At 52.9% G+C, this 25,082-nt stretch carries 21 protein-coding genes and 1 pseudogene; 6 read left to right on the top strand and 16 right to left on the bottom strand.

All coding sequences use genetic code 11. The features are described 5' to 3' along the window. Positions 1–16: 16 nt before the first annotated feature. The 12 genes and pseudogenes from gucD to I8U17_RS08445 form a co-directional block, all read right to left on the bottom strand. Positions 17–1,480 carry an alpha-ketoglutaric semialdehyde dehydrogenase GucD gene (gucD, locus tag I8U17_RS08500; RefSeq protein WP_198059274.1) on the bottom strand — a complete coding sequence of 488 codons (1,464 nt, stop codon included), beginning with the start codon at positions 1,478–1,480 and terminating at the stop codon, positions 17–19. A gap of 30 nt (positions 1,481–1,510) precedes the next feature. Continuing rightward, positions 1,511–2,713, bottom strand: coding sequence for a UxaA family hydrolase (locus tag I8U17_RS08495; protein WP_370589232.1), 1,203 nt, complete (start codon positions 2,711–2,713; stop codon positions 1,511–1,513). After that, positions 2,664–2,972: a UxaA family hydrolase gene (locus I8U17_RS08490; protein WP_198059273.1), complete on the bottom strand. Its 309-nt coding sequence runs from the start codon at positions 2,970–2,972 to the stop codon at positions 2,664–2,666. Before I8U17_RS08490 ends, I8U17_RS08495 begins: the two co-directional genes overlap by 50 nt. Positions 2,973–2,987: 15 nt before the next feature. Continuing rightward, positions 2,988–3,869: a fumarylacetoacetate hydrolase family protein gene (locus I8U17_RS08485; protein WP_198059272.1), complete on the bottom strand. Its 882-nt coding sequence runs from the start codon at positions 3,867–3,869 to the stop codon at positions 2,988–2,990. 157 nt (positions 3,870–4,026) lie between these two features. After that, a complete protein-coding gene (locus tag I8U17_RS08480) occupies positions 4,027–4,788 on the bottom strand; it encodes an IclR family transcriptional regulator (protein WP_198059271.1) in 762 nt (253 codons plus the stop codon). Positions 4,789–4,807: 19 nt separating this feature from the next. Then, the gene (locus I8U17_RS08475; protein ID WP_198059270.1) at positions 4,808–7,027 is read right to left on the bottom strand and encodes a dihydroxy-acid dehydratase domain-containing protein; all 2,220 of its coding nucleotides are present in this window, start codon (positions 7,025–7,027) and stop codon (positions 4,808–4,810) included. After that, the gene (locus I8U17_RS08470) at positions 7,024–8,286 is read right to left on the bottom strand and encodes a nickel pincer cofactor-dependent isomerase, group 22 (protein WP_198059269.1); all 1,263 of its coding nucleotides are present in this window, start codon (positions 8,284–8,286) and stop codon (positions 7,024–7,026) included. Before I8U17_RS08470 ends, I8U17_RS08475 begins: the two co-directional genes overlap by 4 nt. 24 nt (positions 8,287–8,310) lie before the next feature. Next, on the bottom strand, positions 8,311–9,318 hold the full coding sequence (locus tag I8U17_RS08465; RefSeq protein WP_033099287.1) for a C-terminal binding protein: 1,008 nt from the start codon (positions 9,316–9,318) through the stop codon (positions 8,311–8,313). Positions 9,319–9,536: 218 nt separating this feature from the next. After that, positions 9,537–10,862 (bottom strand): MFS transporter, encoded by a 1,326-nt coding sequence (locus I8U17_RS08460; RefSeq protein ID WP_232330986.1) that lies wholly within the window; start codon positions 10,860–10,862, stop codon positions 9,537–9,539. A 123-nt stretch (positions 10,863–10,985) separates the two neighbouring features. Continuing rightward, positions 10,986–11,834, bottom strand: a complete 849-nt coding sequence (locus tag I8U17_RS08455) for a fumarylacetoacetate hydrolase family protein (RefSeq protein WP_033099288.1) — start codon at positions 11,832–11,834, stop codon at positions 10,986–10,988. A gap of 44 nt (positions 11,835–11,878) precedes the next feature. Further along, positions 11,879–12,649 carry an SDR family NAD(P)-dependent oxidoreductase gene (locus tag I8U17_RS08450; protein WP_033099289.1) on the bottom strand — a complete coding sequence of 257 codons (771 nt, stop codon included), beginning with the start codon at positions 12,647–12,649 and terminating at the stop codon, positions 11,879–11,881. A 54-nt stretch (positions 12,650–12,703) separates the two neighbouring features. Then, positions 12,704–13,426 (bottom strand): annotated as a pseudogene (locus I8U17_RS08445) (IclR family transcriptional regulator); the annotation flags it as partial. 318 nt (positions 13,427–13,744) lie between these two features. On the opposite strand from I8U17_RS08445, the gene I8U17_RS08440 reads away from it, so the two are divergent. From I8U17_RS08440 to I8U17_RS08420, 5 genes are all read left to right on the top strand, one after another. Next, on the top strand, positions 13,745–15,265 hold the full coding sequence (locus I8U17_RS08440) for an ABC transporter substrate-binding protein (RefSeq protein ID WP_198055074.1): 1,521 nt from the start codon (positions 13,745–13,747) through the stop codon (positions 15,263–15,265). Between the two features lie 12 nt (positions 15,266–15,277). Then, positions 15,278–16,231: an ABC transporter permease gene (locus tag I8U17_RS08435; protein WP_033099292.1), complete on the top strand. Its 954-nt coding sequence runs from the start codon at positions 15,278–15,280 to the stop codon at positions 16,229–16,231. 1 nt (position 16,232) lies between these two features. Then, positions 16,233–17,135: an ABC transporter permease gene (locus I8U17_RS08430; RefSeq protein WP_081943643.1), complete on the top strand. Its 903-nt coding sequence runs from the start codon at positions 16,233–16,235 to the stop codon at positions 17,133–17,135. Between the two features lie 22 nt (positions 17,136–17,157). Next, positions 17,158–17,646 carry a chromate efflux transcriptional regulator ChrS gene (chrS, locus tag I8U17_RS08425; RefSeq protein ID WP_483316476.1) on the top strand — a complete coding sequence of 163 codons (489 nt, stop codon included), beginning with the start codon at positions 17,158–17,160 and terminating at the stop codon, positions 17,644–17,646. A 129-nt stretch (positions 17,647–17,775) separates the two neighbouring features. Next, a complete protein-coding gene (locus I8U17_RS08420; RefSeq protein ID WP_198059268.1) occupies positions 17,776–19,383 on the top strand; it encodes a gamma-glutamyltransferase family protein in 1,608 nt (535 codons plus the stop codon). A 73-nt stretch (positions 19,384–19,456) separates the two neighbouring features. On the opposite strand, the gene I8U17_RS08415 is transcribed toward I8U17_RS08420, so the two are convergent. From I8U17_RS08415 to murQ, 4 genes are read right to left on the bottom strand one after another with little or no spacing between them, the layout of a single operon-like run. Beyond that, positions 19,457–20,476, bottom strand: a complete 1,020-nt coding sequence (locus tag I8U17_RS08415; RefSeq protein ID WP_198059267.1) for a MupG family TIM beta-alpha barrel fold protein — start codon at positions 20,474–20,476, stop codon at positions 19,457–19,459. Beyond that, positions 20,473–21,843, bottom strand: a complete 1,371-nt coding sequence (locus tag I8U17_RS08410) for a PTS transporter subunit EIIC (RefSeq protein WP_033099295.1) — start codon at positions 21,841–21,843, stop codon at positions 20,473–20,475. The genes I8U17_RS08415 and I8U17_RS08410 overlap by 4 nt, the downstream gene beginning before the upstream one ends. A gap of 36 nt (positions 21,844–21,879) precedes the next feature. Next, the gene (locus I8U17_RS08405) at positions 21,880–22,740 is read right to left on the bottom strand and encodes a MurR/RpiR family transcriptional regulator (protein ID WP_198059266.1); all 861 of its coding nucleotides are present in this window, start codon (positions 22,738–22,740) and stop codon (positions 21,880–21,882) included. After that, entirely contained in the window at positions 22,737–23,651 is a 915-nt protein-coding gene (gene murQ / locus I8U17_RS08400; RefSeq protein ID WP_033099296.1) for an N-acetylmuramic acid 6-phosphate etherase, read from the bottom strand. Before murQ ends, I8U17_RS08405 begins: the two co-directional genes overlap by 4 nt. 393 nt (positions 23,652–24,044) lie before the next feature. Between murQ and I8U17_RS08395 the strand changes: the two genes are divergently transcribed. Then, the gene (locus tag I8U17_RS08395) at positions 24,045–25,061 is read left to right on the top strand and encodes an acyltransferase (protein ID WP_198055079.1); all 1,017 of its coding nucleotides are present in this window, start codon (positions 24,045–24,047) and stop codon (positions 25,059–25,061) included. Positions 25,062–25,082 lie beyond the last annotated feature (21 nt).

Here is a 25,082-nt window from a genome sequence, read left to right as displayed (position 1 = left end):
CTCCAAGGTTGATTTTTTACGGTTTAATAAACACCGTTTTCACTGCGGTAAAAAATTCTTTTGCCGCCTCTCCCTGCTCTCTGGAGTGGGAGCTCGACTGCTTCATGCCGCCAAACGGCGCCTGGAGTTCAACACCGGCCGACTCCGCGTTCACCCGCACCAGACCGGCTTCCATCTCCTCGATAAAGGTGAAGGCATTGGATACGTCCTTGGTAAAGATCGAAGCGCTCAGGCCATAGTCGGAGTTATTGGCGATCTCAATCGCTTCTTCCAAACTGTCCACTTTCATCAGGGCCAAAACCGGACCGAAAATTTCTTCCTGAGCCAGAAGCGAATGGGGGTTCACATTTTCAAAAACAGTCGGTTCCACGTAAAAGCCGTTGCGGAAACGGTCTCCCTGCGGCACTTTCCCTCCGCAGAGCAAAACAGCTCCATCTTCCAGCCCTTTTTGCACATAATATTGGAATTTCTCCTGTTGCTTTTTATTGGCGCACGGCCCCATCCATGTGCCATCCTCCAGGCCGTTTCCCACCTTTAACTCGCTCACTCTCGCCAGCAGTTTCTCCTTGAACTGGTCGTAAACGGCGCTTTCAACAATCACCCGGCTGGTGGCCGTGCATTTTTGACCGGTCGAACGCAAGCCTCCGCTGACCGTCGCTTCAACCGCCAGATCGAGATCGGCATCTTTCAGGACAATCACCGGATTTTTACCGCCCATCTCCAGCTGGTACTTCGCCCCGCGCGCCAGAGCAATCTGACCGACCAGTTTTCCCACCTGTCCCGAACCGGTAAAAGTAACTCCGTCGACCTGCGGATGTTCGGCGATCCCCTGTCCAACCGTTCCGTCGCCCATCACGAGATTCACCACGCCTGCCGGCAGGCCCGCTTCAGCAAAACACTCGACCACTTTGGCCGCCGTGACCGCTGTTTCCGGAGCCGGCTTAAAGACCACAGTATTGCCGTAAATCAGCGCCGGCGCTATCTTCCAGATCGGGATGGCAACCGGAAAGTTCCACGGCGTGATCACACCGACTACCCCGAGCGGGAACCGCTTTGTAAACATGAAGGCATTTGCTTCGGAAGATGGAATCACATCCCCCGTTTTTCTCATTCCCTCCCCGGCATAATAGCGCAGGATGGCTACACCTCTGGTGGTTTCTCCCTTGGCTTCCGGCAGTGTTTTGCCCATCTCCCGCGTCATCGTTTCCGCGATCTCATCCAGGCGTTTTTCCAATATGTCCGCCGTTTTGTACAGATAGTTTCCCCGGGTGGCCCCGGACAATTTGCGCCAGGTTTTCTGCGCCGATCTGGCCGCGGCCACCGCCCGGTTCAAATCTTCAATCCCCGATTTTTGCACATAGCCGACAACTTCTTCAATATTGGCCGGATTAATGCTTTTTTCCACCTCACCGGTCGACGCAGACCGCCATTCTCCGTTTACATAGTTTAGGTACGTGCGTGCGTTTTTTTGATCCACCATGTTTTCTTTCCTCCCTGAGGGCATCCGTTTTCAGAATGTGGGTCCGATCCGCCAAATTCCAAAGTCGTGTTGTTTCAAAATTTCCGCTTTCGTCAATTTTCCGGAAGCGACTCGGATCACTTCGTCAAAGATGCGATTTCCCACGGATTCAATCGTTTCCGTGCCATCGATGATCGTTCCGGCGTTCAGGTCCATGTTGTCGCTCATCTGTTCAAATATCGGGGTGTTGGTGGAGATTTTGATCACGGGCGCAATCGGGGAGCCGGTGGGTGTGCCCCTGCCGCTGGTGAACAGGACGATTTGTGCGCCGCCGGCCACCATCCCGGTCAGCTGCTCAATATCATGGCCCGGTGTATCCATCCAGACCAACCCTTTTTTGCTTGGGATCTCCGCATAATCAACCAGTTGCTGAAGTGTCCGGGAACCTGCTTTGGCAGCGGCCCCGAGCGATTTTTCCTCCAGGGTGGTAAGTCCTCCCCTGATATTGCCCGGGCTGGGGTTTCCCGTCCGAATGTCCACCCCCATCGCAAAAGCACGGCTTTCCATCGCCTGGATCACTTCGTAAACGCGTTTCTTCACTTTGTCGTCAGCGGCCCGCTCCGCCAGCAGGTGTTCGGCCCCGATCAACTCCGTCGTTTCCGCCAAAATGGCCGTTCCCCCGTGATCGGCGATCAAATCGCTGACAACGCCCACCGCCGGGTTGGCCGAAATTCCGGAACAGGCATCCGATCCCCCGCACTCCGTCCCGACAATCAATTCACTTAATCGGAGGGGTTCCCGATGCAAAGCAGACGCATCCTGCACCATTTTTGCGGCGATTTTTGCTCCCTGCGCGATTGCATCCAAAGTGCTGCCGTGATCCTGGATGGAAACGACTTCAACCGGTTTTCCGCTTTTGGCGATATCCTGGGCAATTTTCCGTGCCTGATGGGTTTCACAACCGAGCCCCAACACGACCACTCCGTAGACATTTGGATTTTTTCCCAAACCAGCATAAGTGCGAAAGGTTTGTTCATAATCGGCTCCCACCTGGGCACAACCGTGCTGGTGGATAAACGTCACCGTTCCCTGAACCAGCTCCGTGATCCGGTAAGCCGTCTGGGTGGCACATGTAATCGTCGGGAGGATCAACACATGATTGCGCACGCCTGCTTTTCCGTCCGGACGCCGATAGCCCCAAAATTCAGTTTGCATGGCCCATCCGATCCCCTCTCCCTCTTTTTCCTTCCACATTGTGAACATGCACATGCTCCCCGACGGCAATCTCCGTTACGGCCGCTCCGATCACTTCACCGTATTTGATCACATCGCCGCCGGCGGGAATCTCCTTGACGGCAAATTTGTGGCCAAACTCGATATCGCTCACGAGCTTTACCGTGACGCTCCGATCCCGGCATTGCACCTGAATCACCGTCCCTTTGGGAATGTTGCTCAATGCAACGGCAACATTATCCTGAGGCTTGATCATGACGGTTTTATAAGCCGTTTCCATCGCCACGCCTCCTTTTTAACCGGCTGGTCTCTTCACCAGATTGGAAAGTACGCCGATTCCGGAAATTTCAATCTCAATCCGGTCCCCGTCCGCCAAGGTAAAATCATCGGGCGGGACAATGCTGGTTCCCGTCAGCAGAACCGTTCCGTCAAAGATTTCATTATCCCTTTTCAAATAATCGACCAGCTCGGCAAATTTCCGTTTCAATTGGCTCGTATTGGCTGACCCTTCGACCACTTTTTGCCCGTTCCGGTAAATGCGGCAGGTAATTTCCATCCGGTAAGGATCCTCAACCGCTTCAGCCAGCAAAACAGCGGGGCCCAGGGAACAGGAATGGCGCCAGATCTTCGCCTGAGGGAGATAGAGCGGATTTTCGCCTTCAATATCCCGGCAGCTCATATCGTTGCCGATTGTATAGCCAAGAATCTCTCCTTTATGGTTAAGGACGAGACCCAGTTCCGGTTCAGGAATTTGCCAGTTGGAATCTCCCCGCAGATAAACCGGCTGATTCGGCCCCACCGTGCGCCTGGCGGTCGACTTGAAGAAGATTTCCGGCCGGACTGCATCGTACACTTTATCGTAAAAGGTGGTCTGATCCATTTTTCCGCCGGTTGCTTCATAGTTGCGGGCTTCTTTGCTCCGCTCATAGGTTACCCCTGCCGCCCAGACTTCCGGCGCATCCAGCGGCGTGATCAACTGGAGGCTTTCCAGATCCCGGGGCAAGGGAGCAGCTTTTTCAATCGAGTTCAAAATCAGACGCAGCGGAGTGGTTTGCTTTGCTTCCGCTTGATTGACCAGCTCGAGAAATCCGGCAAAGGGAAGCGGATAAACGCTGTCTTCCTCGGTTACTGCAGCGAGGACAGGAAGGGAATTCTCCAAAAATCGAATCACTCTCATGGTGCACAACTCCTTGGACAGGTGATGGCGTTGCTGTCAATGGTCGTCACAGGACGGGCCGCGGAGCCCCTTTTCCCCTCTGAGGGACTCCACTCCCTCCTGTTTTGCTTCACACTTTCATTCCGGGGGTATGACAATAAGACATGAAATTTTCCGTTCAGCAAAATCCGTAACCCATTTGTTCGGAAATCTTGCCGGCTGCGCTTTTCAAGCAATCCACGATTTGTTCGTCCGTTCCGTCATCGTGGGCCGAAACCGGAGTGGAGACGCTGATTGCCGCGATCACCTGTCTGGTGTGATCCCGGACGGGCACGGCCATGCATCTTACCCCGCGCTCATTTTCCTGATCATCCACGGCGTACCCTTTTTTGCGGACAGCGGCCAGCTCATTCAAAAATTCCGCTTCACAGGTAATGGTATTGGGCGTTTGCCGGGTATAGACATAGCCGCTGAGAATTTCCGCCAATTCCTGCTCTTGCTTGAAGGCGACCAGAACCTTCCCGACCGCGCTGGAATGAATGGGAACGCGGCGGCCGATGCGGGAGTACATGATCACTCCCGATGCCCCTTCGACTTTGTCAATATAAACCCCTTCCTTCCCGTCCAGAATGACCAGATGAACGGTGAGTCCCGTTTTCAGCGATAATTCCATCAGAAATTTCTTAGCGATATTGCGGAGATCCATCCCTTGCGAAACGAGATTTCCCCGCTCCATCAATTTAAGGCCAAGCCTGTATTTTCCGCTGTCCGGGTCTTGAATGATGTACCCGCGCGACTGAAGCGTTTTGAGCAAAGAATGAACCGTGCTTTTATGAAGACCGAGGCGCCTGCTGATTTCAGTGATTTTCAATTCGGTTTCGTATTCATCAAAGAGATCCAAAATTTGCAATGCGCGATCCACAGCCTGAATGATGGGCATAAGCACATTCACATCCAAATCAATTGTTCAGTTTTTTTGAAAGAAACAGGACATCCGTCCGGTAGTCGTGTTCAGCTTCTTCTGCTACGGAGACGGGGACGACTCCATACGCGGCATCGGTATGCGCGGACATCCGGTTGCTGGTGGCCACCAAACGCTGTCGTTGCCTGAGTCTCACCCGTCTTTCTTCCCCCAATTGCCGGCGCTCCTTTGGAACAGAATCGAAAGCGAACGAAATTCGTCCCTCCATCAACGCGTCCGGATCGATAAATTGAATCTGCCTTCCACGTAAATCAAGGTAGAGAAGGTCGCCGGTTTGCAGGTAAAGAATCCCACCTCCTTCAAGCGCTTCCGGTGTCATGTGACCGATGGCTGCACCATAGGTAACCCCGGAGTACCGGCCGTCGCTGATCAGCGTGACCAGCTTTTTCAACCGGCGGTTGGCGTTTATGTGCTGCATCGGGGTAAACATCTCCGGCATACCAAAGGCGACCGGACCCTGCCCGGCTATGACGATGGCGATTTTCAGAATCGCTTTATCAACCATGCGCGCAAACAGCTGATCATAGTCAAGCTCCGCGCAGCGATCGTACTCGCCCGGTGCATTCTGTTTCAGTACAGCCAGCAGCCGCTCACGGGAAAACAGCCGTTCCTCGCAAATCCGCTCCAGCAACCGGGGGTCGAGCAGACTGCGGTTGGCATCGTCTTCGTTTTCATAATAGAGAACAAAGGCCGCCTTGCAGTCAAATTCATCCAATTGGGCACTGGTCATCCCGCTGATTTTCACTACAGCGCTTTCAAAAAAGTTTCCTTTCAGAACATCGACCCCGCTGAAAGAACGGCGCGGTTTGGAAAGGATGACGGGATTGTCGCTGACATTTGCCGCGGGGAGGCGATCATTGTCTTTCAGGCGCTCTCTCCAGCTTGTGCCGGTAACCGTGGGGGCGTCCAGATCCATCGGAACCCCGTTTTGCACCAGTTCATAAAACAGCGTTTCCATCCCGCGGATGCGTCCGCTGCAACACTGCATCGCCAGCGCGAAAATGTCTCTGCCTTCGGTCAGGCTGTAGTCGAATAAATCAGGAACCGGCACTTCCTGGTGAATGTGATTGAGATCCCATAAACTGAAACGATAGCCTCCGTAAAGCATGGCCGCAACCAAATGCATCATCAGGTTGGTTGAACCTCCGGAGGCGCTGTGAATACGAATCGCATTGCGGATATTGGCTCCCACGAGGTTAGCCACCCCGAAAGCCGGCTGATTGATCATGAGAGCCAACGCGTCAATCGCCTGATTGATCTTGTCCTGCCCGGGCGGTCCCGTCAATTGCTCGACCGCCGGATGGACTAGTCCCAGCCCGGCGACGAGGTGGCGTGAACTGTTTCCCGTACCGTTGAAGGCACAGATGCCCCCTTTGCTGTCACAGGTGTTCACAGCGAGTCGTTTCTCAAACTCCTTATGCTTCGCTTCCGAGATGATCCCTTTCTCCCTCGCTCGCAAAAAAATCCCCTGAAACGCCGTATTGGTGGTACATTGCAATATATAAGCCATCGTATCGCGCAAATCATCGGCAATATCCCGGGCCCCCGCTTTCTCGGCATCTTCTGTCAACCGCTCCAGCTCCGTCCGCAAATCGTCCGGAATCGTCCCGCCTTTCAAGACATGGGCCGGAGCAAAAGTGGCAAAAAACGGCGCTTCCCCGCGATTACGACGGAGGCGGTCGATATGGGCCAGGGCGCTGACGACACCGAGCGGCTGTTTGTCGCATCCCTGAATCACAAAAGCTCCGTGATAGCTGTGGGCTTCCAGTTGATTCACCACCATTTGCGCCACGGCATTCCGGCTTTGCAGGGAATAACTCATCCCGTAATTGCTTTGGGCTGTCCCGTCGCAGAGGACTGGCGTGGAAAAATAAAAGGGAATTCCGCCGTTTTGCCAAATGCGGATTGCTGCCAGCGCGGAGGTTTGGTAATCCATGATATGAGCCGGATGGTCGCTTGAACCGCCGATAATGGCGATGCGTGGCGCGTTCTCTTCCAGGCGGTCGTAAATTTCCTCCAACGTCCAGTCCGGCATCGTTCCCTCATACGAAGGGCCGAGAATCTGTTTGGCCCGATCCAGCAAAGCGGCCACAGTAATCGGCTCATTCGCCTTTCCCTGTACATTGTCCCGGTAAGGATTACTGTCGGCCTCTATTTTGGAAAACAACGGCAACCGGTTTCCCTCCCTGAAGTTCATGATCCGTCCAGTTGACTTTGAAGCGGTACGGGATCAGACAGAATATCAATCTCCGCCCGCTCTCGCGCCTCGTCAATCAATCCTTCGGAGATCCAAATCTCTTTCAGTTCCAATGTGTTTTTAATGCGGACAACGCGAACTTGATTCAGATCAAACGCGTTGCATGTCTTGATCGCCGCTTTGACCGCCAATTCTTCCGTTTCGAGAAACATCGGCATTTTCACTGTTTTCACGACCGTGCTTGTCAGGGCATTTGCGTATCCCTTCACCCAGTCAATCGCATCGAATACTTTTTTTGTGGTGATATCCGCAAGCCCGATGCCGTTGGCATTGCCGTGGGTCCGTTCAGTCAGATCCAAAACGACAATCCGCTTCACCTCGGGGCCGCCGCCGGCATAAGGAGTCGGATATCGCCCGGTGATATTGGGATCCATGCCGTCACCGGAAATGTCTTTGCCGATCTCATCGACGATCAGCACATCGATCGGATCAAACAGGATTTTGGGCATGAGCGCCTTTGCTTCGAGCAACAAACCCGGCTCCGTCTCTTCAAACTTCTCTCCGGGAACGGCGACGATTTTGGCCGGCCGGTCATACGCGTTTTCAATGGTGGCCAGCCCGAACAGCACCGGCACTTTTTTCAGAATTTCTCTCGCCATCGTCGGCACATGCTCGGCCATATACTTGAAGCCATAGGCATGTGCGGCTTCAGCCCCTTTTTGTTTTCCCAGGCCGATGGTGAGCATTTTCATCAATCCGCTTTCAACCGGGCCGCGAAAGGCGGTATGCGGTTTGATCCGGTTAATGACCACCACTTGCTCCGCCCCGTATGCATATTTGTCAATATAGATAGGAAGGCCGTTTGCCAATTTGCCAATTTCCACCACTTCCATACTGGAATGAATCGGCGCTCCGACGGATGGTTCGGTCACCCCCAACTGTTTCAGCACGTCAATCTGCCCTTCGGCAGTTGCTCCGCCATGGCTCCCCATCGCCGGGACGATGAAAGGCCGGCCCCCAACCGACTTGATTGCGGCGGCCACTTCTCTCACCAAGATGGGAAGGTCGGCAATTCCCCGGCTTCCGACGGCGATGGCCACCCGGTTGCCCGGAGCGATTTTCGTTAAGACGCCGGCTTCCTTGATCGTTTTTTGCACAGCCCCGGCCACGTCCACAACCTCGGGAGCGGGAAAATTTTGACGGACCCTCACCATCTTGGGAAGAGGATAGGGCCGGAGCAATTCCTCAATAACGTTCATGCGATCCCCTTCTTTAGTGAAGTATCAGTAAGCAAGCGCGTTCGGCTTAAGCTTGACCCGCTCTTTCACTTTCCGGTTAACCAGGTACTTTGGATACTCGCCTTTAAGCAGGACATCAGCCACGCCATGCGCCGCTTTTGAGCGCATCTCTTCCGCTGATTCCTCCGAATACCAGGCCATGTGAGGGGTAAGGGTTACTGATTTCATCGAGAGAAACGGATGGTCTGGCCGGATCGGTTCCTCCCCGGCCACATCAAGCGCTGCCCCGGCCAGGCTCCCTTCGCGCAGGGCTTCGATCAGTGCGTTTTCATCAACCACCGGACCGCGAGATGTATTGATGAGATAAGCCTCTTTTTTCATTTGCCTCAATTGCTCCCTGCCGATCAACCCTTTTGTCTCTGCCGTCAGCGGTGCATGGACGGAAACGAAATCGGACCGCCTGCACACTTCTTCGAGAGAGACCAGTGCAACACCGAGCGCTTCCGCCACCGGTTCCGGCACATAAGGATCATAAGCGATCACCCGGAGGCCGAGCGGCTTCACCTTCTCTGCCAATCTTTGCGGAATTTTGCCAAAGCCCACCAGGCCGAGCGTCCGGTTCTGCAGGCGGTAAACAGGCTGGGTCACCTTGAAATCCCACTTTCCTTGTTTCACACATGCGTCGGCCAGAGAGATTTTACGGGCTTTGTCTAAAATGAGGGCCAGCGTATGATCCGACACCTCGTCCACGCAGTAATCCGGCACATTGGCGACGCAAATGCCTCTCTCCGTTGCCGCATCGAGATCAATCGTGTTCACACCGACGCCGTAGCGGACAATCACTCTGCAGCGTTGAAGCTCACGAATCACTTTTCCGCTGATCGGCGCATATTGATTTAAGATCCCGTCGGCCTCCCGGCAAGCCCGAATCACCTCCTCCTCCGTTTTGCATTGGGCAGGAATCAATTCGATCTGTTCATGATCCAGCACTTTTTCTTCATAGCGCAGATCCTGATACTCCCAATCAGAAACGACCACTTTCCATTTGGGCAAATTCTCCACCCCATTCCGTCGTCAACGAGGATTTCTGCATTTGTTTTAGATTGTAAAACCCTGTTCTGATCCTTTCCTAAACAAAAGGGACATGACGCAATTCCTCACAATGTCCCAAAAACCCCTCATTCCCGCCTGGTTTTTACCAATAAAAAATACTTTCACCAAATTATAATATTCTATAAATTCATGTTATTATCTTTTATGATAATTATCAATTAATTATGCGTGTCAACGCTTGCTTTTTCCTGTTGTCTGCTTTCTTTCCCCGGATCAATCGGTTCGATCTTACGGAGGCCAAACAGGTACGTGAGCGCACCGGCCATCGTAGCGGCCCCGGACACGAGCAGTGCAGGGATAAAAGAATGGGTGATCGCAACAATCCATCCCGTAATGACTGGTCCCAAAATTCCTCCGAGATTGGACACGCAGTTTTGCAAGCCGCCAACGACCGATGTCATATTTCTCGGGGCAACATCCCCCGGCAGGGACCAGATGGCACAGGCGGCAAAAACCAGCCCGGCGTAGGAAACGGACAGCAACACAATGCACCAGACGGCGGAATCGACCAATCCGGCAAAAGCGATTGAGGTCGCCAGCAGCATTCCTCCAACGAGGTTGATTTTGCGGGCAACCGTGAGCGATACCCCTTTGGTATAAAGGTAGTCGGAAAACCATCCGCCGACCAGCTCGGCGACTAACCCCGTCAAAGGCGGAATCATCGCCACAAACCCCATCGTCAGCAATTTCATGTGACGCGCTTCGACCAGATACGTCGGAAACCAGGTAATAAAAAAATAGATCGCATAATTGAGCATGAAAAATCCGACGCACATCGCCCAGATATTGCGGTAGCGGAACAGTTGGTACCATTTGAGGGGTTGAACGCGGTCAATCCCTTCCTTTTTCACCTGTCCCTCGCGAATATAGGTGAGTTCCGCTTCGTTCACATACTTGTGCTTTTCCGGATCACGATAGTAAACCCACCAGATCGCCACCCAAACGAGCCCGATCAACCCGGATACAATGAAAGGAACTTCCCAGCCGAATTTGCTGAGCAACCATACAACCACCGGCATGGCCAGCGCCGTCCCCACTTTGGAACCGCTGTCAAAAATGGCCGAAACCCTTGCCCTTTCTTTATCCGGAAACCACTTGGCCGTAACCCCGGCATTACTCGGATAGGCACCGGCTTCACCGATTCCCATCAAAACCCTTGTCGTGATGAGCGACGCTGCGCCGCGTGTCAAAACCGTAGCCGCCGTGGCCAGCGACCACCAGGCAACCGCAACGGCCAGACTGATTCGTTGCCCCACCTTATCGGCAAACCATCCGGCCGGAATTTGAAAAAGTGCGTAAGTCCAAAAAAAGGATGACATGACAAGTCCCATCGTCTCCGCAGAAAGATGAAATTCCTTCATTAAGGTCGGCGCAGCGGCAGAGATATTGGTCCGATCCAAATAATTGATCGCAATCGCAGCCCACATCAGAATGGCTATATTCCAGCGAACCTTCGTCCTCTTCTGATTCTTGATGTTTTTCAAAGGTAAACCTCCTTGCACAAGCAGGGTTTCGGAAAGCGTTTTCCTCCGGGGCGATGTACCGACGCCACCGCGGGCGCCGCCTGACCACCTCCTTTCCTTCCGGAATCAAAATACTGAAAACCTCTATATTTCCTGCTTCATGTAATTGGTGAGCCGGCCCAGTTTGTCAATCTCGATGACCACTTCATCCCCATCTTTTAACCAAACCTGTTTTTCTTTTGGATAACCGAGAATCACTCCCTCTGGCGTACCGGTGAAAATAATGTCCCCCGGGCTCAGCGTCATATGTTGCGAGATATAGCTGACAATTTCGCGGCAGGAAAAAATCATGTCTGAGGTATTGGAGTTTTGACGGAGCTCGCCGTTTACATAAGTGCGAATTCCCAGGTTATCGGGATCTCCCACCTCGTCAGCGGTAACGAGATAGGGGCCGATGGGGCTGAATCCGTCACAACATTTGCCGAGCAGCCATTGATTTGTGCGAAATTGCAGATCGCGTGCCGAGACATCGTTGGCGGTGCAGTAACCGAAAACATAATCGAGTGCCTCCTCTTCGCTGACCCGTTTCGCCGTCTTGCCGATCACGATCGCCAGTTCAGCCTCATAATCCACCTGTTTGGAGTTGTGAGGAATGAGAATTTCATCCCGATCCGCAGCCAAGGTATTGGGGAATTTGTTAAACAAAATCGGCGTCTCCGGGATCGGCGAACCGGTTTCATCAGCATGTTTGCGGTAGTTGAGACCGACGCAAATCATTTTGCCCGGCTTCGGCAGACAAGGCCCCAAAGTTAATTCCTCTTCCTTCAGCCATTTGTCTTCCATTTCGCTTTTGGCCAATCGGTTCAGTTCCGCAAGAATAGCCTGTCCGCCGCTCACGATTTCCTCCACCGAATGCGGAACGGGAACAACGCCTTTATCCGTAACAATTCCGGTACGCAAACCTGTGCTCGTGCGGTATGTCAGCAGTTTCATCGCGCTCTCTCCTTTAGGTTTGTCCTTGAATGGATTCTGTCGGATTACGCCATTTTGCCGAAGACGACGCCGCCATCGACGTAGAGCGGTGAACCCATGATGAACCTCGATTCGTCGGAGGCGAGGAACAGAGCGGCTCTGGCCACATCTTCCGGTCTGCCCAATTCGCTGTTCAGCTGTCGCTTTTTAATTCCCTCCAACGCCTCTTCCGGATTTTCATACGAATGTTTCAAATAATCCTCGACGAACGGGGTGAGAATCGTTCCCGGCAACAGGGCATTGACACGGATCCCGTAAGGAGCGTAGTCGACTTGCATCGATTTGGTCAAAGCGAGAACCGCCCCTTTTGTTGCCGAATAAACCGCCCTTTTCATCAGACCGATCTCCGCGATGCAGGACGACATGTTGATAATGCAACCCTCTTTTCTTTGCATCATGTGCGGAATAACCGACTTGCTCGGCAGAAAAACGCCTTTGAGGTTTACATTGACAACCCGATCCCACATCTCTTCACTGGTCTCATGAACGGCTCCGACACCCGAGATCCCGGCATTGTTAAATAAAACATCGATTTGTCCATAGCGGTCAAGCGCTTTTTCCACCATCGTCTCCACTTCTGCCGCTTTGGTTACATCCGCCTGAAGAAATATCGCTTCCCCTCCCTGCCGCTGAATTTCCTCCACCGTCTTCCGGCCCTGCACGGAAATATCGTTGACAATGACCTTGGCCCCTTCCCCGGCAAACAGAAGCGCAGTCGCTTTGCCGATGCCTGAACCGGAACCGGTGATGAGCACGACCTTTCCTTTTAGCCTCAACTCAGTTTCCTCCTTCAGAAAAAATGAGAAACCGGCATGCAGCGATAACCGCCTGGCCAGACGGATAATTTCCGCCCTGGCCCTCTCCCTTTTTTCCTCCCAGCTCGCCTCACCCATCGCGAAGCTGACGGCTGCCTCGATCCGCCCCAGCTGATTGTAAATCGGGGCCGCAACACAATAAATTCCAATGACGGCTTCCTGCTCATCACAGGCACAGCCATCTTTTTGCACCTGGCGGGTTTGCTTCCACAGCAGCTCTGAATCAATGATCGTATACGGAGTAACCGATTTCAGGCTGGCGGACGGAAACAGACGGCAAAACTGTTCACGGTTCAACCGGGATAACATCGCTTTGCCCAAAGCAGTCGCATGAGCGGGAAAACGCATTCCCGGACTTGTCACCAACTGCACCGGAGAACGCGATTCCTCTTTCGCCAGATACAGAATATGGTCATCATCCAAAACGGCGAGCTGGACCGTTTCTTTGACCCGCTCAACCGCGGCGGCCGCCTCCCGGTAAAAGACTTGCACGAGATCAAATTGCTGAAAATAAGCGGCGGCCAGCGCTCCCAGGGCAGGGCCGAGCGCATACGTCTCCTTTTTGTCTTTTTGTACCCAACCCAGCTGTTCCATCGTTCGGAGAAGCACAAACATCGAACTCTTATTCACGTGAAAACGGTTCGCCAAGTCAATCAGACGGTACTTCGACGGCTCACGGGCAAGCACTTCCAAGACGGCATGTGCCCGTTCAATGGCCGGAACCCGATACTTTGTCATTAGTTCACTCTTCTTCGTAAACAGGATTAATTGATTTATAATCCTTCATCTTAAATTTGTAAACAGTCTTGGTTTATTATATTAAACTATGTTTATATTTCATTATATAGAATATAACAAATATTTTGTACAAATACAATGATGATTCATGAGCATTCATTCACATTAACCATATAATCACTTATCATTTTAAACAAAATGTTCATTAAATAATAAATCTTCATTGATTTATGAAATAGATTCATTATATAGTAATACAAAACGAAAGAATCATGAAATCATCCCTTACCATATGAACAAACTAGGGGAGGCTGAAACGTGAAAAAAGCATGGTTGATCGCATTCATTTTGCTGCTGGGCAGTTCTCTGCTTCTCGGGGGCTGCAACGGCCAACAGGCAGGAACAGACCGGGATGAAGATACGATCAATATCTCGCTGAATGCCGATCCGCCGAAGCTGGACCCGGCCTATTCCAGCGCTTTAGTCGACAGAATGGTGTTTCAAAGCATTTTTGACAAGCTGGTTGATCTGGATCAACACGGAAATATCGTGCCGATGCTGGCAGAAAAGTGGGAAATTTCGCCTGATGACAAAACCTTTATCTTTCATCTGCGAAAGGGAGTCAAATTTCAGGATGGCACGGACTTTAATGCCGAGGCGGTAAAATTCAACTTTGCGCGTTACATGCAACCGGATTCCGTACGCAGAAACGAACTGAAACTGGTCGATCATGTCACCGCACTCGACCCGTATACGGTGAAAGTACAGCTCAAGCAGCCTTTCGCGCCATTTTTGGCAGTGTTGACGGATCGCGCCGGCATGATGGTCTCCCCCGCTGCCGTGCAAAAAGAGGGGAAAAACTTCATGAATCATCCCGTGGGAACCGGCCCGTTTCTCTATAAAAGCCGCATCAAAGGCTCGACCATCGTTTTGGAAAAGAATCCCCATTACTGGCGAAAAGGCCTGCCGAAGGTAAACAGAGTGGTCTACAAGGTGATTGTCGATCCGAATGTCGCCTTGATGAACCTCCGCAGCGGAGATGTGGACATCACCAACAAATTTCCTCCCAGGGAAATCGGCCGGATCATCAACGATGCCCAAGTAAGGGTGATAAATCATGAGTCGGAGGGATATCAGGGATTTCACTTGAACATGGCGAAACCTCCCTTCAATAAAAAGGAACTCCGGCAAGCGGTCGATCTCCTGATAAATCGCGAGGCCATCGCCAAAGTCGTATTCGGGCCCGCCGGTTCTCCCGCCTACTCACCGTTCGTTCCAAGCCACTTTGCCTATAACCCCGATGACCGACCGGAAACGCCCAATGTAAAAAAAGCAAAGGAACTGCTGGAGAAGGCGGGAATGAAAAACGGATTTACCTTTACCTTGAAGATTCCGACCACCCCCGCCGGCCAACAGGTGGGGCAAATGATCCAAAATATGTTGAGACCGGCTGGTATTCATGTCCAGCTGGAAAAGGTGGAATTCGGAACCATGATCGAGCAGGCGGAGACCGGAAATATGCAGGCTGTCGCACTCGGCTGGAGCGGACGCCCCGACCCGGATTTAAATATTTACGATTTCCTCGCTTCAACCGGTTCGCAAAACTATTCGCATTACAGCAATCCGCAAGTGGACAGGCTGCTCAGCGACGCACGCCGTGAGATGGATCAATCAAAGCGGAAAGCGATATATGACCGGATCATGAAAATCGTGCATGAAGATGTTCCCTATGTTTATCTCTACAACGAACATGACGTGTTCGGCCTGTCGAAGAATGTGCAAGGCTTTCAATATATTCCCGACGGTCTGATCCGTACGGCGGAACTCAGCAAAAAATAAAGGAGGAAAAACATGGCCATCATCATCAGGCGCCTGTTGCTCGCCATCCCTGTCGTTTTCCTCGTCACCCTCATGGTCTTCTCCTTGATGCACATGCTCCCCGGTGATCCGGCAACCGTCATTCTCGGCCAGGAAGCCACCCCGGAAGCAGTGGCCGCTCTCCGGGCTGAACTGGGTTTGAACAAGCCCCTCCCGGTTCAGTACTTCGATTGGTTGTCCGGAGTCCTGCACGGCAATCTGGGCAACTCTCTCGTCGACCATACCCCGGTTGCCCAGTTGATCATGGAGCGGTTGCCCGCCACGATCGAACTGACGCTCGGCACCTTTATCGTCGCGACCCTGATCGCCGTTCCGGCCGGAATCCTGTCCGCAGTGCGTCCGCGCAGCCTGACCGATTATTCGGGCACTTTGTTTGCCCTGTGCGGCATGTCGGTTCCCCATTTCTGGCTCGGCATGATGCTGATTATTTTGTTCGCCGTCAAGTTGGGCTGGGTGCCTGCATCCGGTTACGTTCCATTTTTTGATGATCCCCTGGGAAATCTCTCCGCGATGATCCTGCCCATCATCGCCACCGGCCTGCGTGAATCGGCCGTTCTCATGCGGATGATGCGCAGCAGTCTGCTGGAAGCGCTTCAAGCCGACTACATTCGCACCGCTTATGCGAAGGGATTGAAAGAAAGGTTGGTCATTCTCCGCCATGCGCTGAAAAACGCCCTGGTTCCCGTCGTCACGACGAGCGGCTTGGTTGTCGCCGGGCTCCTCGGGGGCCTGGTCATTACGGAATCGATCTTCTCGATCCCCGGCTTCGGCAAGCTGATCGTCGATTCGATATTCAACCGCGATTTTGTCACGGTGCAAGGAGCGGTTCTCGTTTCAGCCTTGCTGATTGTGCTGATCAATCTGTTGGTCGACATTCTCCATTTCATCATCGACCCGCGGATAAAGTCGGGAAAGGAGGTTGGATAAGATGAGCCGGACAGCTGCCGATTCGGTGCCAACACCCGATCAGACCCAAACGCGCCGGGAAAGTCAGTGGGAAGACTTTTTTCGCCGCTTTGCCCGAAACAAACTGGCCGTTGCGGGAGCGGTCATTTTTGTCTTCCTGATCCTTACGGCCGTCTTTGCCCCGTGGATCTCCACCCACGATCCGATTTATGACCAGGATTACTCCGCCATTCTGCAAAGTCCGGGGCACAATCATCTCCTCGGCACGGATGATCTCGGCCGTGACACCTTCTCCAGACTCGTCTACGGGGCCCGCCTTTCGCTGGAAGCCGCCGTTGTCTCCGTGGGAATCGCTCTGGTGATCGGAGTTCCGATCGGTCTGGTATGCGGATATTTCCGCGGTTTTTGGGATGAATGGATTGTCATGCGCATTGTCGATGCAATGCAGGCATTTCCGTCCCTCATCCTCGCCTTGGCCATGGCCGCTGTGCTTGGAGGCGGATTTGGCAATGCCATCATCGCGATCGGGATCGGTTTTATCCCTTCATTTGTCCGCATCACCCGTTCCCAGGTCATGTCCGTGACCAACCAGGAATTCGTCCAGGCCGCCCGGGCCGTCGGGGCAAACGATTGGCGCATCATGTTTCTGCACGTATTGCCCAATTCCCTGGCACCGATTCTGGTACAAACCACTTTGGCAATGGCTTCGGCCATTATCGCGGAAGCAGGTTTGTCCTATCTGGGGCTTGGCGCCAAACCGGAAGAGCCCAGCTGGGGGTCCATGCTCAATGTCGCCCAAGGGTACTTGACGATCGATCCGTTGCTGGCTTTTTGGCCGGGGCTGGCCATTTTCCTGGTGGTGCTCGGCTTCAATCTGCTCGGCGACGGCATCCGCGAAGTATTGGACCCCAAATTGGATCGTTAACGAAAAGCCGGGAGGGATAAGGTTGGCACAGCAAAACGGGGATGAAAATCAGTTTCCTCCGATGAAAATCGACGAGACAGACAGGAAAATCCTGGAGTTATTGCTGCAAAACAGCCGGATTTCCTACACGGATCTGGGAAAACAGATCAATCTTTCCCGCGTGGCTGTTCAGTCCCGCATTCAGGCCTTGATCGAATCCGGGGTAATCGAACGCTTTACCGCGGTAATCAATCCCGTTAAAGTGGGCATCACCGTCTCGGCATTTTTTAATATCGATGTGAAGCCCGATGATCTGGAAAAGGTAGCCGAAGACCTGGCAAAGGAACCAGCTGTCACCAGCCTCTATCATATGACCGGGCCGAGCACACTTCACATGCACGGGATTTTTTCCGATCACCGGGAAATGGAAAAATTTCTGCTGGAAACCTTGTACAAAATGCCCGGAATCTTGCGGGTTGAAACTCAGATGCTGTTAAAACGATACAAAAGCAGGATGGGGATGAAATTGTGAGAGATGAAGATGTCAAGGCCCTCGCTCCCGCCGATACGCAGTCCGGCCCGATCGGAATTTGAAGATCCATCGCTTTTCCCTGCAGCTTCATCGCGCTGTCCCATCCCCTGACATGAGAGGAGAATAAAAATGAATTACGATTCGCTCCACCATCCATATCCGTCACGGCGGTCAACGGTCTATGCCAAAAACGGAATGGTTGCCACATCACAGCCCCTTGCTGCCCAAGCCGGACTCTCGATTCTCAGGCAAGGGGGAAATGCTGTTGATGCGGCCATTGCCACAGCCGCCACCCTCACCGTGGTCGAACCCACATCCAATGGAATCGGCGGAGACGCCTTTGCCCTCGTCTGGACAAAAGGAAAACTTCACGGTTTGAATGCCAGCGGTCCGGCGCCGCAACTCCTTTCGGGCGAAAGACTCAAAAAGGCGGGAATCAAAGAGATTCCGAAATACGGATTTATTCCGGTCACCGTTCCCGGAGCACCAGCCGCCTGGGCGGAACTCTCTGCCAGATTCGGGAAACTCCCCTTTGCCGAAGTGCTGCGTCCGGCCATCGACTATGCCGAAACAGGCTATCCGTTAAGTCCGGTTCTGCAAAGTTACTGGTCTCGCGCCTTCCAAACCTATAAGAAACAACTGAGGGGCGAAGAATTTGCCGCCTGGTTTGATACGTTCGCACCGGAAGGAAGAGCTCCGGAGGTCGGGGAGATCTGGCGCTCTGCCGACCACGCGAAAACACTGCAATCAATCGCCGAATCCAAAGCAGAATCTTTTTATCGCGGCGATCTCGCCGAAAAAATCGACCTCTTTTCCCGACAATACGGCGGCTACCTGCGCGCAGAAGACCTCGCCGCCTACAAACCGGAGTGGGTCGAACCGATCCATGTCCGATATCGCGGCTATGAGGTATGGGAAATTCCGCCCAACGGCCAGGGTCTGGTCACCCTGATCGCTTTGAACATCTTAAAAGGCTTCGACTTTGCGGAGCGGGATACGGTCGACACTTTCCATAAACAGATCGAAGCGCTCAAACTGGCATTTGCCGATGGCAAAAAGTATATCGCCGATCCCCGACATATGCGCGTAAAACTGGAAGAGTTATTATCCGACGCCTATGCCGAAGAACGGCGACGCCTGATCGGCAGGGAAGCATTGCTGCCGGAAGCGGGAAAACCGCACCGGGGTGGAACGGTCTATTTATGTACGGCAGACGGCGAAGGGAACATGGTCTCATTTATCCAGAGCAATTATATGGGATTCGGTTCCGGACTGGTCGTCCCCGGCACCGGAATCGCCCTGCATAACCGCGGCCATAATTTCACCTTGGATGAAACGCATGCCAACTGGTTGCAACCCGGAAAAAAACCTTACCATACGATTATTCCCGGTTTCCTGACAAAAGGAAATAAGCCTGTCGGCCCGTTTGGCGTGATGGGCGGTTTCATGCAACCGCAAGGACATCTGCAAGTAATCATGAATTCCATTGATTTCGGGCTCAATCCTCAGGCCGCCCTGGATGCGCCAAGATGGCAGTGGATCGATGGGAAAACGGTAGAGGTGGAACATTCCACCCCGGCCCATCTGGTCGAAGCTCTGGCCCGGCGCGGTCACGATGTGAGATGGTCGCTGGGCTCCGGCAGTTTTGGACGGGGACAGATCATCTGGCGACAAGAAAACGGCGTGTTGGCAGGAGGAACCGAACCGCGTACCGACGGGCAGATTGCCGCTTGGTAAACCGGTTTCCAGGATATAAAAAAGCTGGTCAACCAATTTTTGTGAAAGGTTGGCCAGCTTTTTCCGGTTTGTCCTATTCATCGTGACAATGCAGAAAAACACGCTGTCCCGGCTGAACGAGCAGCAGAAGAGGCAAATCTTCCGGGAAGACGGAACCGACGACATTGACGCGCGGATCAGCCGGCAGATCACGGAGAACGATCTGGACTTCTCCGCGGTACCGCCCGTACTTGTCGTTATCCATCGTTACCGTTCCCCGGGGACGGGCCGTGGTATTGGCCGGCGGAACGGGACCGGGGCTGCGCGTATCCATCAAGCGCAACACATCACGGGCAAAATCGGGACGCAACTGATATTCCCCGCCGGCGAGGGAGGAAGTCCGAATCCGCAGCGGAATGACCCGGTCAAAAGCATAGGCAACAAGTTGTTCCAGCAAGCCTTCGCCTGCATCGGGATCACCCACATACACCTCGTCAACACCATCGCGAAAAAGCTCCACCGCCGCCACAAACGGGTCGAGCTCCCGATGCTTTTCCAGCGTCGGCAAACCTTCAAACAGCGGTCCGCGTTTCTCACCGCGCCCGGGGACAAAGGCGGCAACCCGGATGCCATACTGCCGGAACCGATCAGTCTGGGCTCGGAAAAATCGCTCATCCAAACCGGTTTCGCGGCGCGGATAAAAATTGTGCCAGGCGATCAGCTGCTCCGATGCGATTCCGGAATCCAAAAGCCGCTGCAGATCGGCTTCAGACAGAGTGCTGGCATTGAGCGCAATCTGAAACCGCTCAGCCAAGCAAACCATCGTTTCATGATCAAAATAATCATCGAGCCGGAGTCCGGTCACACCGAGCTCAGACAGTTCTTCCAGCCGTCCAATGCCCAAATGTTGCGGGGTACTGCGGGAAACGTCGGCATAGACGTCAATGCCCATCTCCTTCGCTGTCTGCAACAACATCTTCGCCCGCCCGGCCAAGTCGCCTGACTCCTCCGGGATGTGGAGAGAAGTGAAAGCGCGTGTCACTCCTTTGGAGTGCGCTTCTTCCAACCGTTTCCCAGCCAGTGGATCATTTAAATAAAACGATACACCGATCATGCAAATTCCCCTGCCATTTCATCTTTGAAACCGAACCAGTACGTGAACAGGAACCCGGCGATGTAGGAAATGACCAGTCCGATCAGATAGAACAAAATCTGATGGGCCACCACCAAAAACGTCAGCGGCAAGCCGGAAACGCCAACGGCAATGGTGGCAACTTTGAAATAAGCTTGGAAGGCCCCGCCGATCCCTGCTCCCAGACATGCCGTCAGAAACGGGCGTCCCAGCGGCAATGTGACTCCGAAGATCAGCGGTTCCCCGATCCCGAGCATCCCCGATGGCAAAGCACCGCCCACGGCTCGTTTCAGACGCGCTTTTTTCGTCTTGAAGTAAATGGCGAAGGCTGCTCCCACCTGCCCGGCTCCGCCCATCGCCAAAATCGGCAACAGCGGGTCGCTTCCGGTCGAATTGATCAATTCCAAATGGATCGGCGTCAAGCCCTGATGCAAACCGGTTACCACCAGCGGCAGGAAAGTAGCGCCCAGCACAAAACCGGCAACCGGACCTCCGATGTTTAACACGGCCAACAATCCTTTGGTGATTCCCTCCGAGATCAAGCCGCCGACCGGCATGAAAACAACATAGGTAATCAGTCCCGTAATCAGAAGAGTGAGGGTCGGCGTCACAATAATATCGAGGGAAGCGGGGACAAAACGACGAATCCGTTTTTCAAGGAAAGCCATAAAGATCGCCGCAAACATGACTCCGATCAAACCGCCGCGTCCGGGAACCAGCGTTTCCCCGAACATGCTGATTTTCGCTATATCCGGGTTGATAACCAAAATACCGGCCAATGCCCCCAGCGCCGGTGATCCGCCAAACTCTTTCGCCGCATTCAATCCTACCAAAATGCCCAGATAAGCGAACAAACCCGAACCGATGACAGTCAGTATCGTGGCGACAGGCGACTTGTCCGATAACCAGCCCGCCTGCACAATGGCTTTGGAAATGCCGGAAATCAAGCCCGAAGCGACAAGTGCCGGAATGAGCGGAATAAAGATGCCGGCGATCCGGCGCAGGAACAATTTAAACGGTGTTGCATTTTTTTCCTTCAGCTCCGCTTTTTTGGCGGCTGCTTTCTTTTGCAGATCAATATCCCTTCCCGCCTCCCGGAGCAATCTGCCAAACTCCGCCGAAACCCGGTTCACCACACCCGGTCCGACAATGATTTGCAAAGTATCGGCCTCAACGACCCCCATCACCCCGTCCAAACTCTTCAAAGCTTCTTTGTCCACAAGTTTCCCGTCTATTGGCTTTACGCGGAGTCGGGTCATGCAATGAGTAAAAGAATCAACATTATCCGGCCCGCCAAACAGCTCCAAAATTTTACGGGCGAGCACTTGATGTTTCTTTTCTTGGGCCATGGTTGGTCCTCCTCTCCTATTGTAAGCGCTTTAATTTCACCGCTTGTTTTTCCCGGTCAGCTTGCGAATCGCTTCCCGGGTCTTGTCAATCGATTTCACTGTTTGCTCATACTGAGCAGTCGCCAGGCAAAAAAACAAAATATCAATCATGTGAAGCTGGGCCAGACGGGAAGAAGCCGCCGCGCTGCGAAAAGGTGCTTCGTTCTGATACGAGGTATGCAGACGGATGTCGGACAAAGAGGACACTGTCGACACGCCGTAATTGGTTAAGCTGATCGTCAGGATGCGCTGTTCTTTGGCCAGTGTCACTATTTTGACCACCTCCGGCGTCTCTCCGGAGAAGGAAATGGCAAACAGCACATCCTGTTCATCCGCATTGGCGAGCAGAGTGGCCACCAGGTGCAGATCGGAAAAGGCTGTCGCCGCCTTGTTGATGCGCAGCAGCTTCTGCTGGGCGTCAGCCGCGATAATCCCTGAAGCCCCCACACCGAAAAAGTGGATGTTTTTCGCCTTCAAGAGCACCTGTACAGCGCGTTCCAGCTCCTCGTAATTGATGATATCGGCAGTATCGCGCAAACTTTGCAGGCTGTTGTTCGTCAATTTTTGCACGATGGAGTACATCGATTCATCAGGATCAATATCCCGATATCCCTGTTCGGGCGACTTCATCAGATCGCCGGCAATCCGCATCTTCAACTCGCCAAAACCTCTCAGCCCCAGCGATTTGCAAAGGCGAATCACCGCGGCGCTGCTCGTGTTTGTTGCTACTCCCAACTGATGGACTGTCTGATTGAGCGCTTCATGGGGATGTTGCAAAATGTATGCGGCGATCTTCCGTTCCGAGGGAGGCAACTGCTCCAGCATGCCGGCAATCATCTTCAATCCGCCTGTCGTCACTGCCTTTTGCCTCCCAGCACAATCGCTTGCCTTACGTAGCCCTGCGCCCTGTGCAGCAGTTCGGTTGCCTCCTCATAGGAAACACCGGCTTCAATCATGACAATCGCCGTTTTGACTTCGTGGTTGGCCTGTTCCAGCGACGCTTTGGCCTCTTCATAGGAAACGCCGGTCACGGTGCAAATGATGCTGATCGCTCTCTCTTTCAGTTTGTAATTGCTGATATTCACGTCCACCATTAAATTTTCGTATACTTTCCCCAGACGGATCATGGCCGTCGTCGAGATCATATTGAGAATCATTTTTTGTGCCGTACCTGCTTTCATCCGGGTCGAACCGGTCAGTACCTCGGGTCCGACGATCACTTCAATGCGATGATCGGCCACTTGGCTGATTCGGGCCTGTTCGTTGCAGGAGAGGGCCACCGTTTTCGCCCCGATGCTGCGTGCATAGCGGAGAGCGCCGATAACATAAGGGGTGCGTCCGCTGGCGGCGATGCCGATCACGGTATCCTTGGACGTAAGACTGATCCTCTGCAAGTCCTGCTCCCCCAATTCTTCTTTGTCCTCAGCTCCTTCCACCGCCTTGACAAAAGCTTTTTCCCCGCCGGCCATCAACCCTTGCACCATTTCCGGCGCCGTACTGAACGTCGGCGGACATTCAACGGCATCAAGCACACCGAGCCGACCGCTGGTTCCGGCACCGACATAGATGAGCCGGCCACCCTGTTTCAACGAATCATAAGCGTATTCAACGGCCACTTCCACATCCGGAAGCACTTCCCGAACAGCCAGGGCCACTTTTTGATCTTCTTCGTTGATCAGCTTCAGGATGTCAATCGTACTCGCCTGATCGATCTGCATGCTGTTTGGGTTTCGCTTTTCGGTTGTAAGTGCGTGTAATCGTTCTTTCATAAACATTAGCCTCCGGTCTCCATAAAAGCTGAATAAGAAATGTATCCGTTTTCATTTTCATTATACCACGTTTGAAACAAAATTTTATTCATAATATGTCATTGTTCGAAATTTTATTTTAAAGATCCCAAACGAGCAAATCAGAAAAATGCAGAACCAAAAAGTGCCGGATTGGCCTGTATAATGCGATTTGACATGGTTCCGGCGACCGGAAAAACAAATCCATGTTTACCTGTATCCAATCCCGGGTAATAAATGAGAGAACAGGTGTTGTTATTGATTCTCCCCTCAACACGGGAAGAAAAAAACCCGCCTGACCGAAGACAAGTGGAACAGAGTGATTTCTTGCGCTCTGTTCCTTTTTTTTTTGGCGGACAGAAAAGGAGGCTGAACATGAAAGAACAAATCCGCGAGATGAACGTCATCAAAGGGATATGCATCCTGGCCGTGGCCGTCATTCATGCAACGGGCACATTTCTCTCATTTTCCGCTGAGCCGGGCAACATTTACTTTTATCTCAATCATTTAAGCCGATTTAGCGTTCCCGTCTTTTTTCTCTCCTCGGGGTTGCTTCTCTTCTACCAATATCACGATCGCGAACCGTTTCCCCTGTGGAATTTCTGGCGAAAGCGAAGTGCGTTCATCCTGTCGCCGTTTCTCATCTGGTCACTGATCTATACCGCCTACCTCTGGTGGGACAACCCCCACAACCTCACAGGCACTGTGACGGACAATCTCATCAAAATCCTGCTGGGCCAGGGATATTACCATCTTTACTTTCTCTTTGTTCTCGTTCAACTTTATTTCCTGTTTCCTCTTCTGTTGAAAGGATTTAAAAAGCTGCCCGATTCATTGATCCTGGTGCTGACCCTGTGGGTCTCCATCCTCGCCTTAAGCTTCAACTGGAATGAATGGACATCGGTCTGGGGCATTTCCGTCGATGAATACAACATTCGCCGTTTCTTTCCCGTTTGGTTGTTCTATTTTGCGTTTGGCGGATGGTTGGGAATGAACTGGCAGAAGGTCCGGAAACAGCTGAACAGCATCTCCTTGTCGGCAATTGCCCTGACTGCCATTCTGCTTGCTTTTCTGATGACCTTGGAAGTCGGATTGGAAAATCGGAGCGGATTTTATTCTCTGGTTACCGTTCCTTATGCGATTACGCTTTTTGTGCTGGTCTACCGGCTTGCCCGGCAGTTTTCTCTCAAAGGAATCTCTCTCATCGGCCGCCACTCGTTCGGCGTCTATCTCATGCATCCGATGGTTCAGGCGCTCTGGGTTAAGTTCCAACTGGTTCCCAAGCCATTCTACGGTTTTCTCTGGCTGCTTGCCGCCATGATCTCCCTTCCGCTGCTAATCACAATGGGGCTGCATCGTTTCCGGCCGGGAGCATATCTGGTCGGAAAATGAACAAGGACTGCTGGCAAAATG

The sequence above is a fragment of the Thermoactinomyces sp. CICC 10521 genome (assembly GCF_016055135.1).
In the GTDB taxonomy this organism is placed as follows: domain Bacteria; phylum Bacillota; class Bacilli; order Thermoactinomycetales; family Thermoactinomycetaceae; genus Thermoactinomyces_A; species Thermoactinomyces_A daqus.
This window is presented reverse-complemented; position numbering and strand designations above follow the sequence as displayed.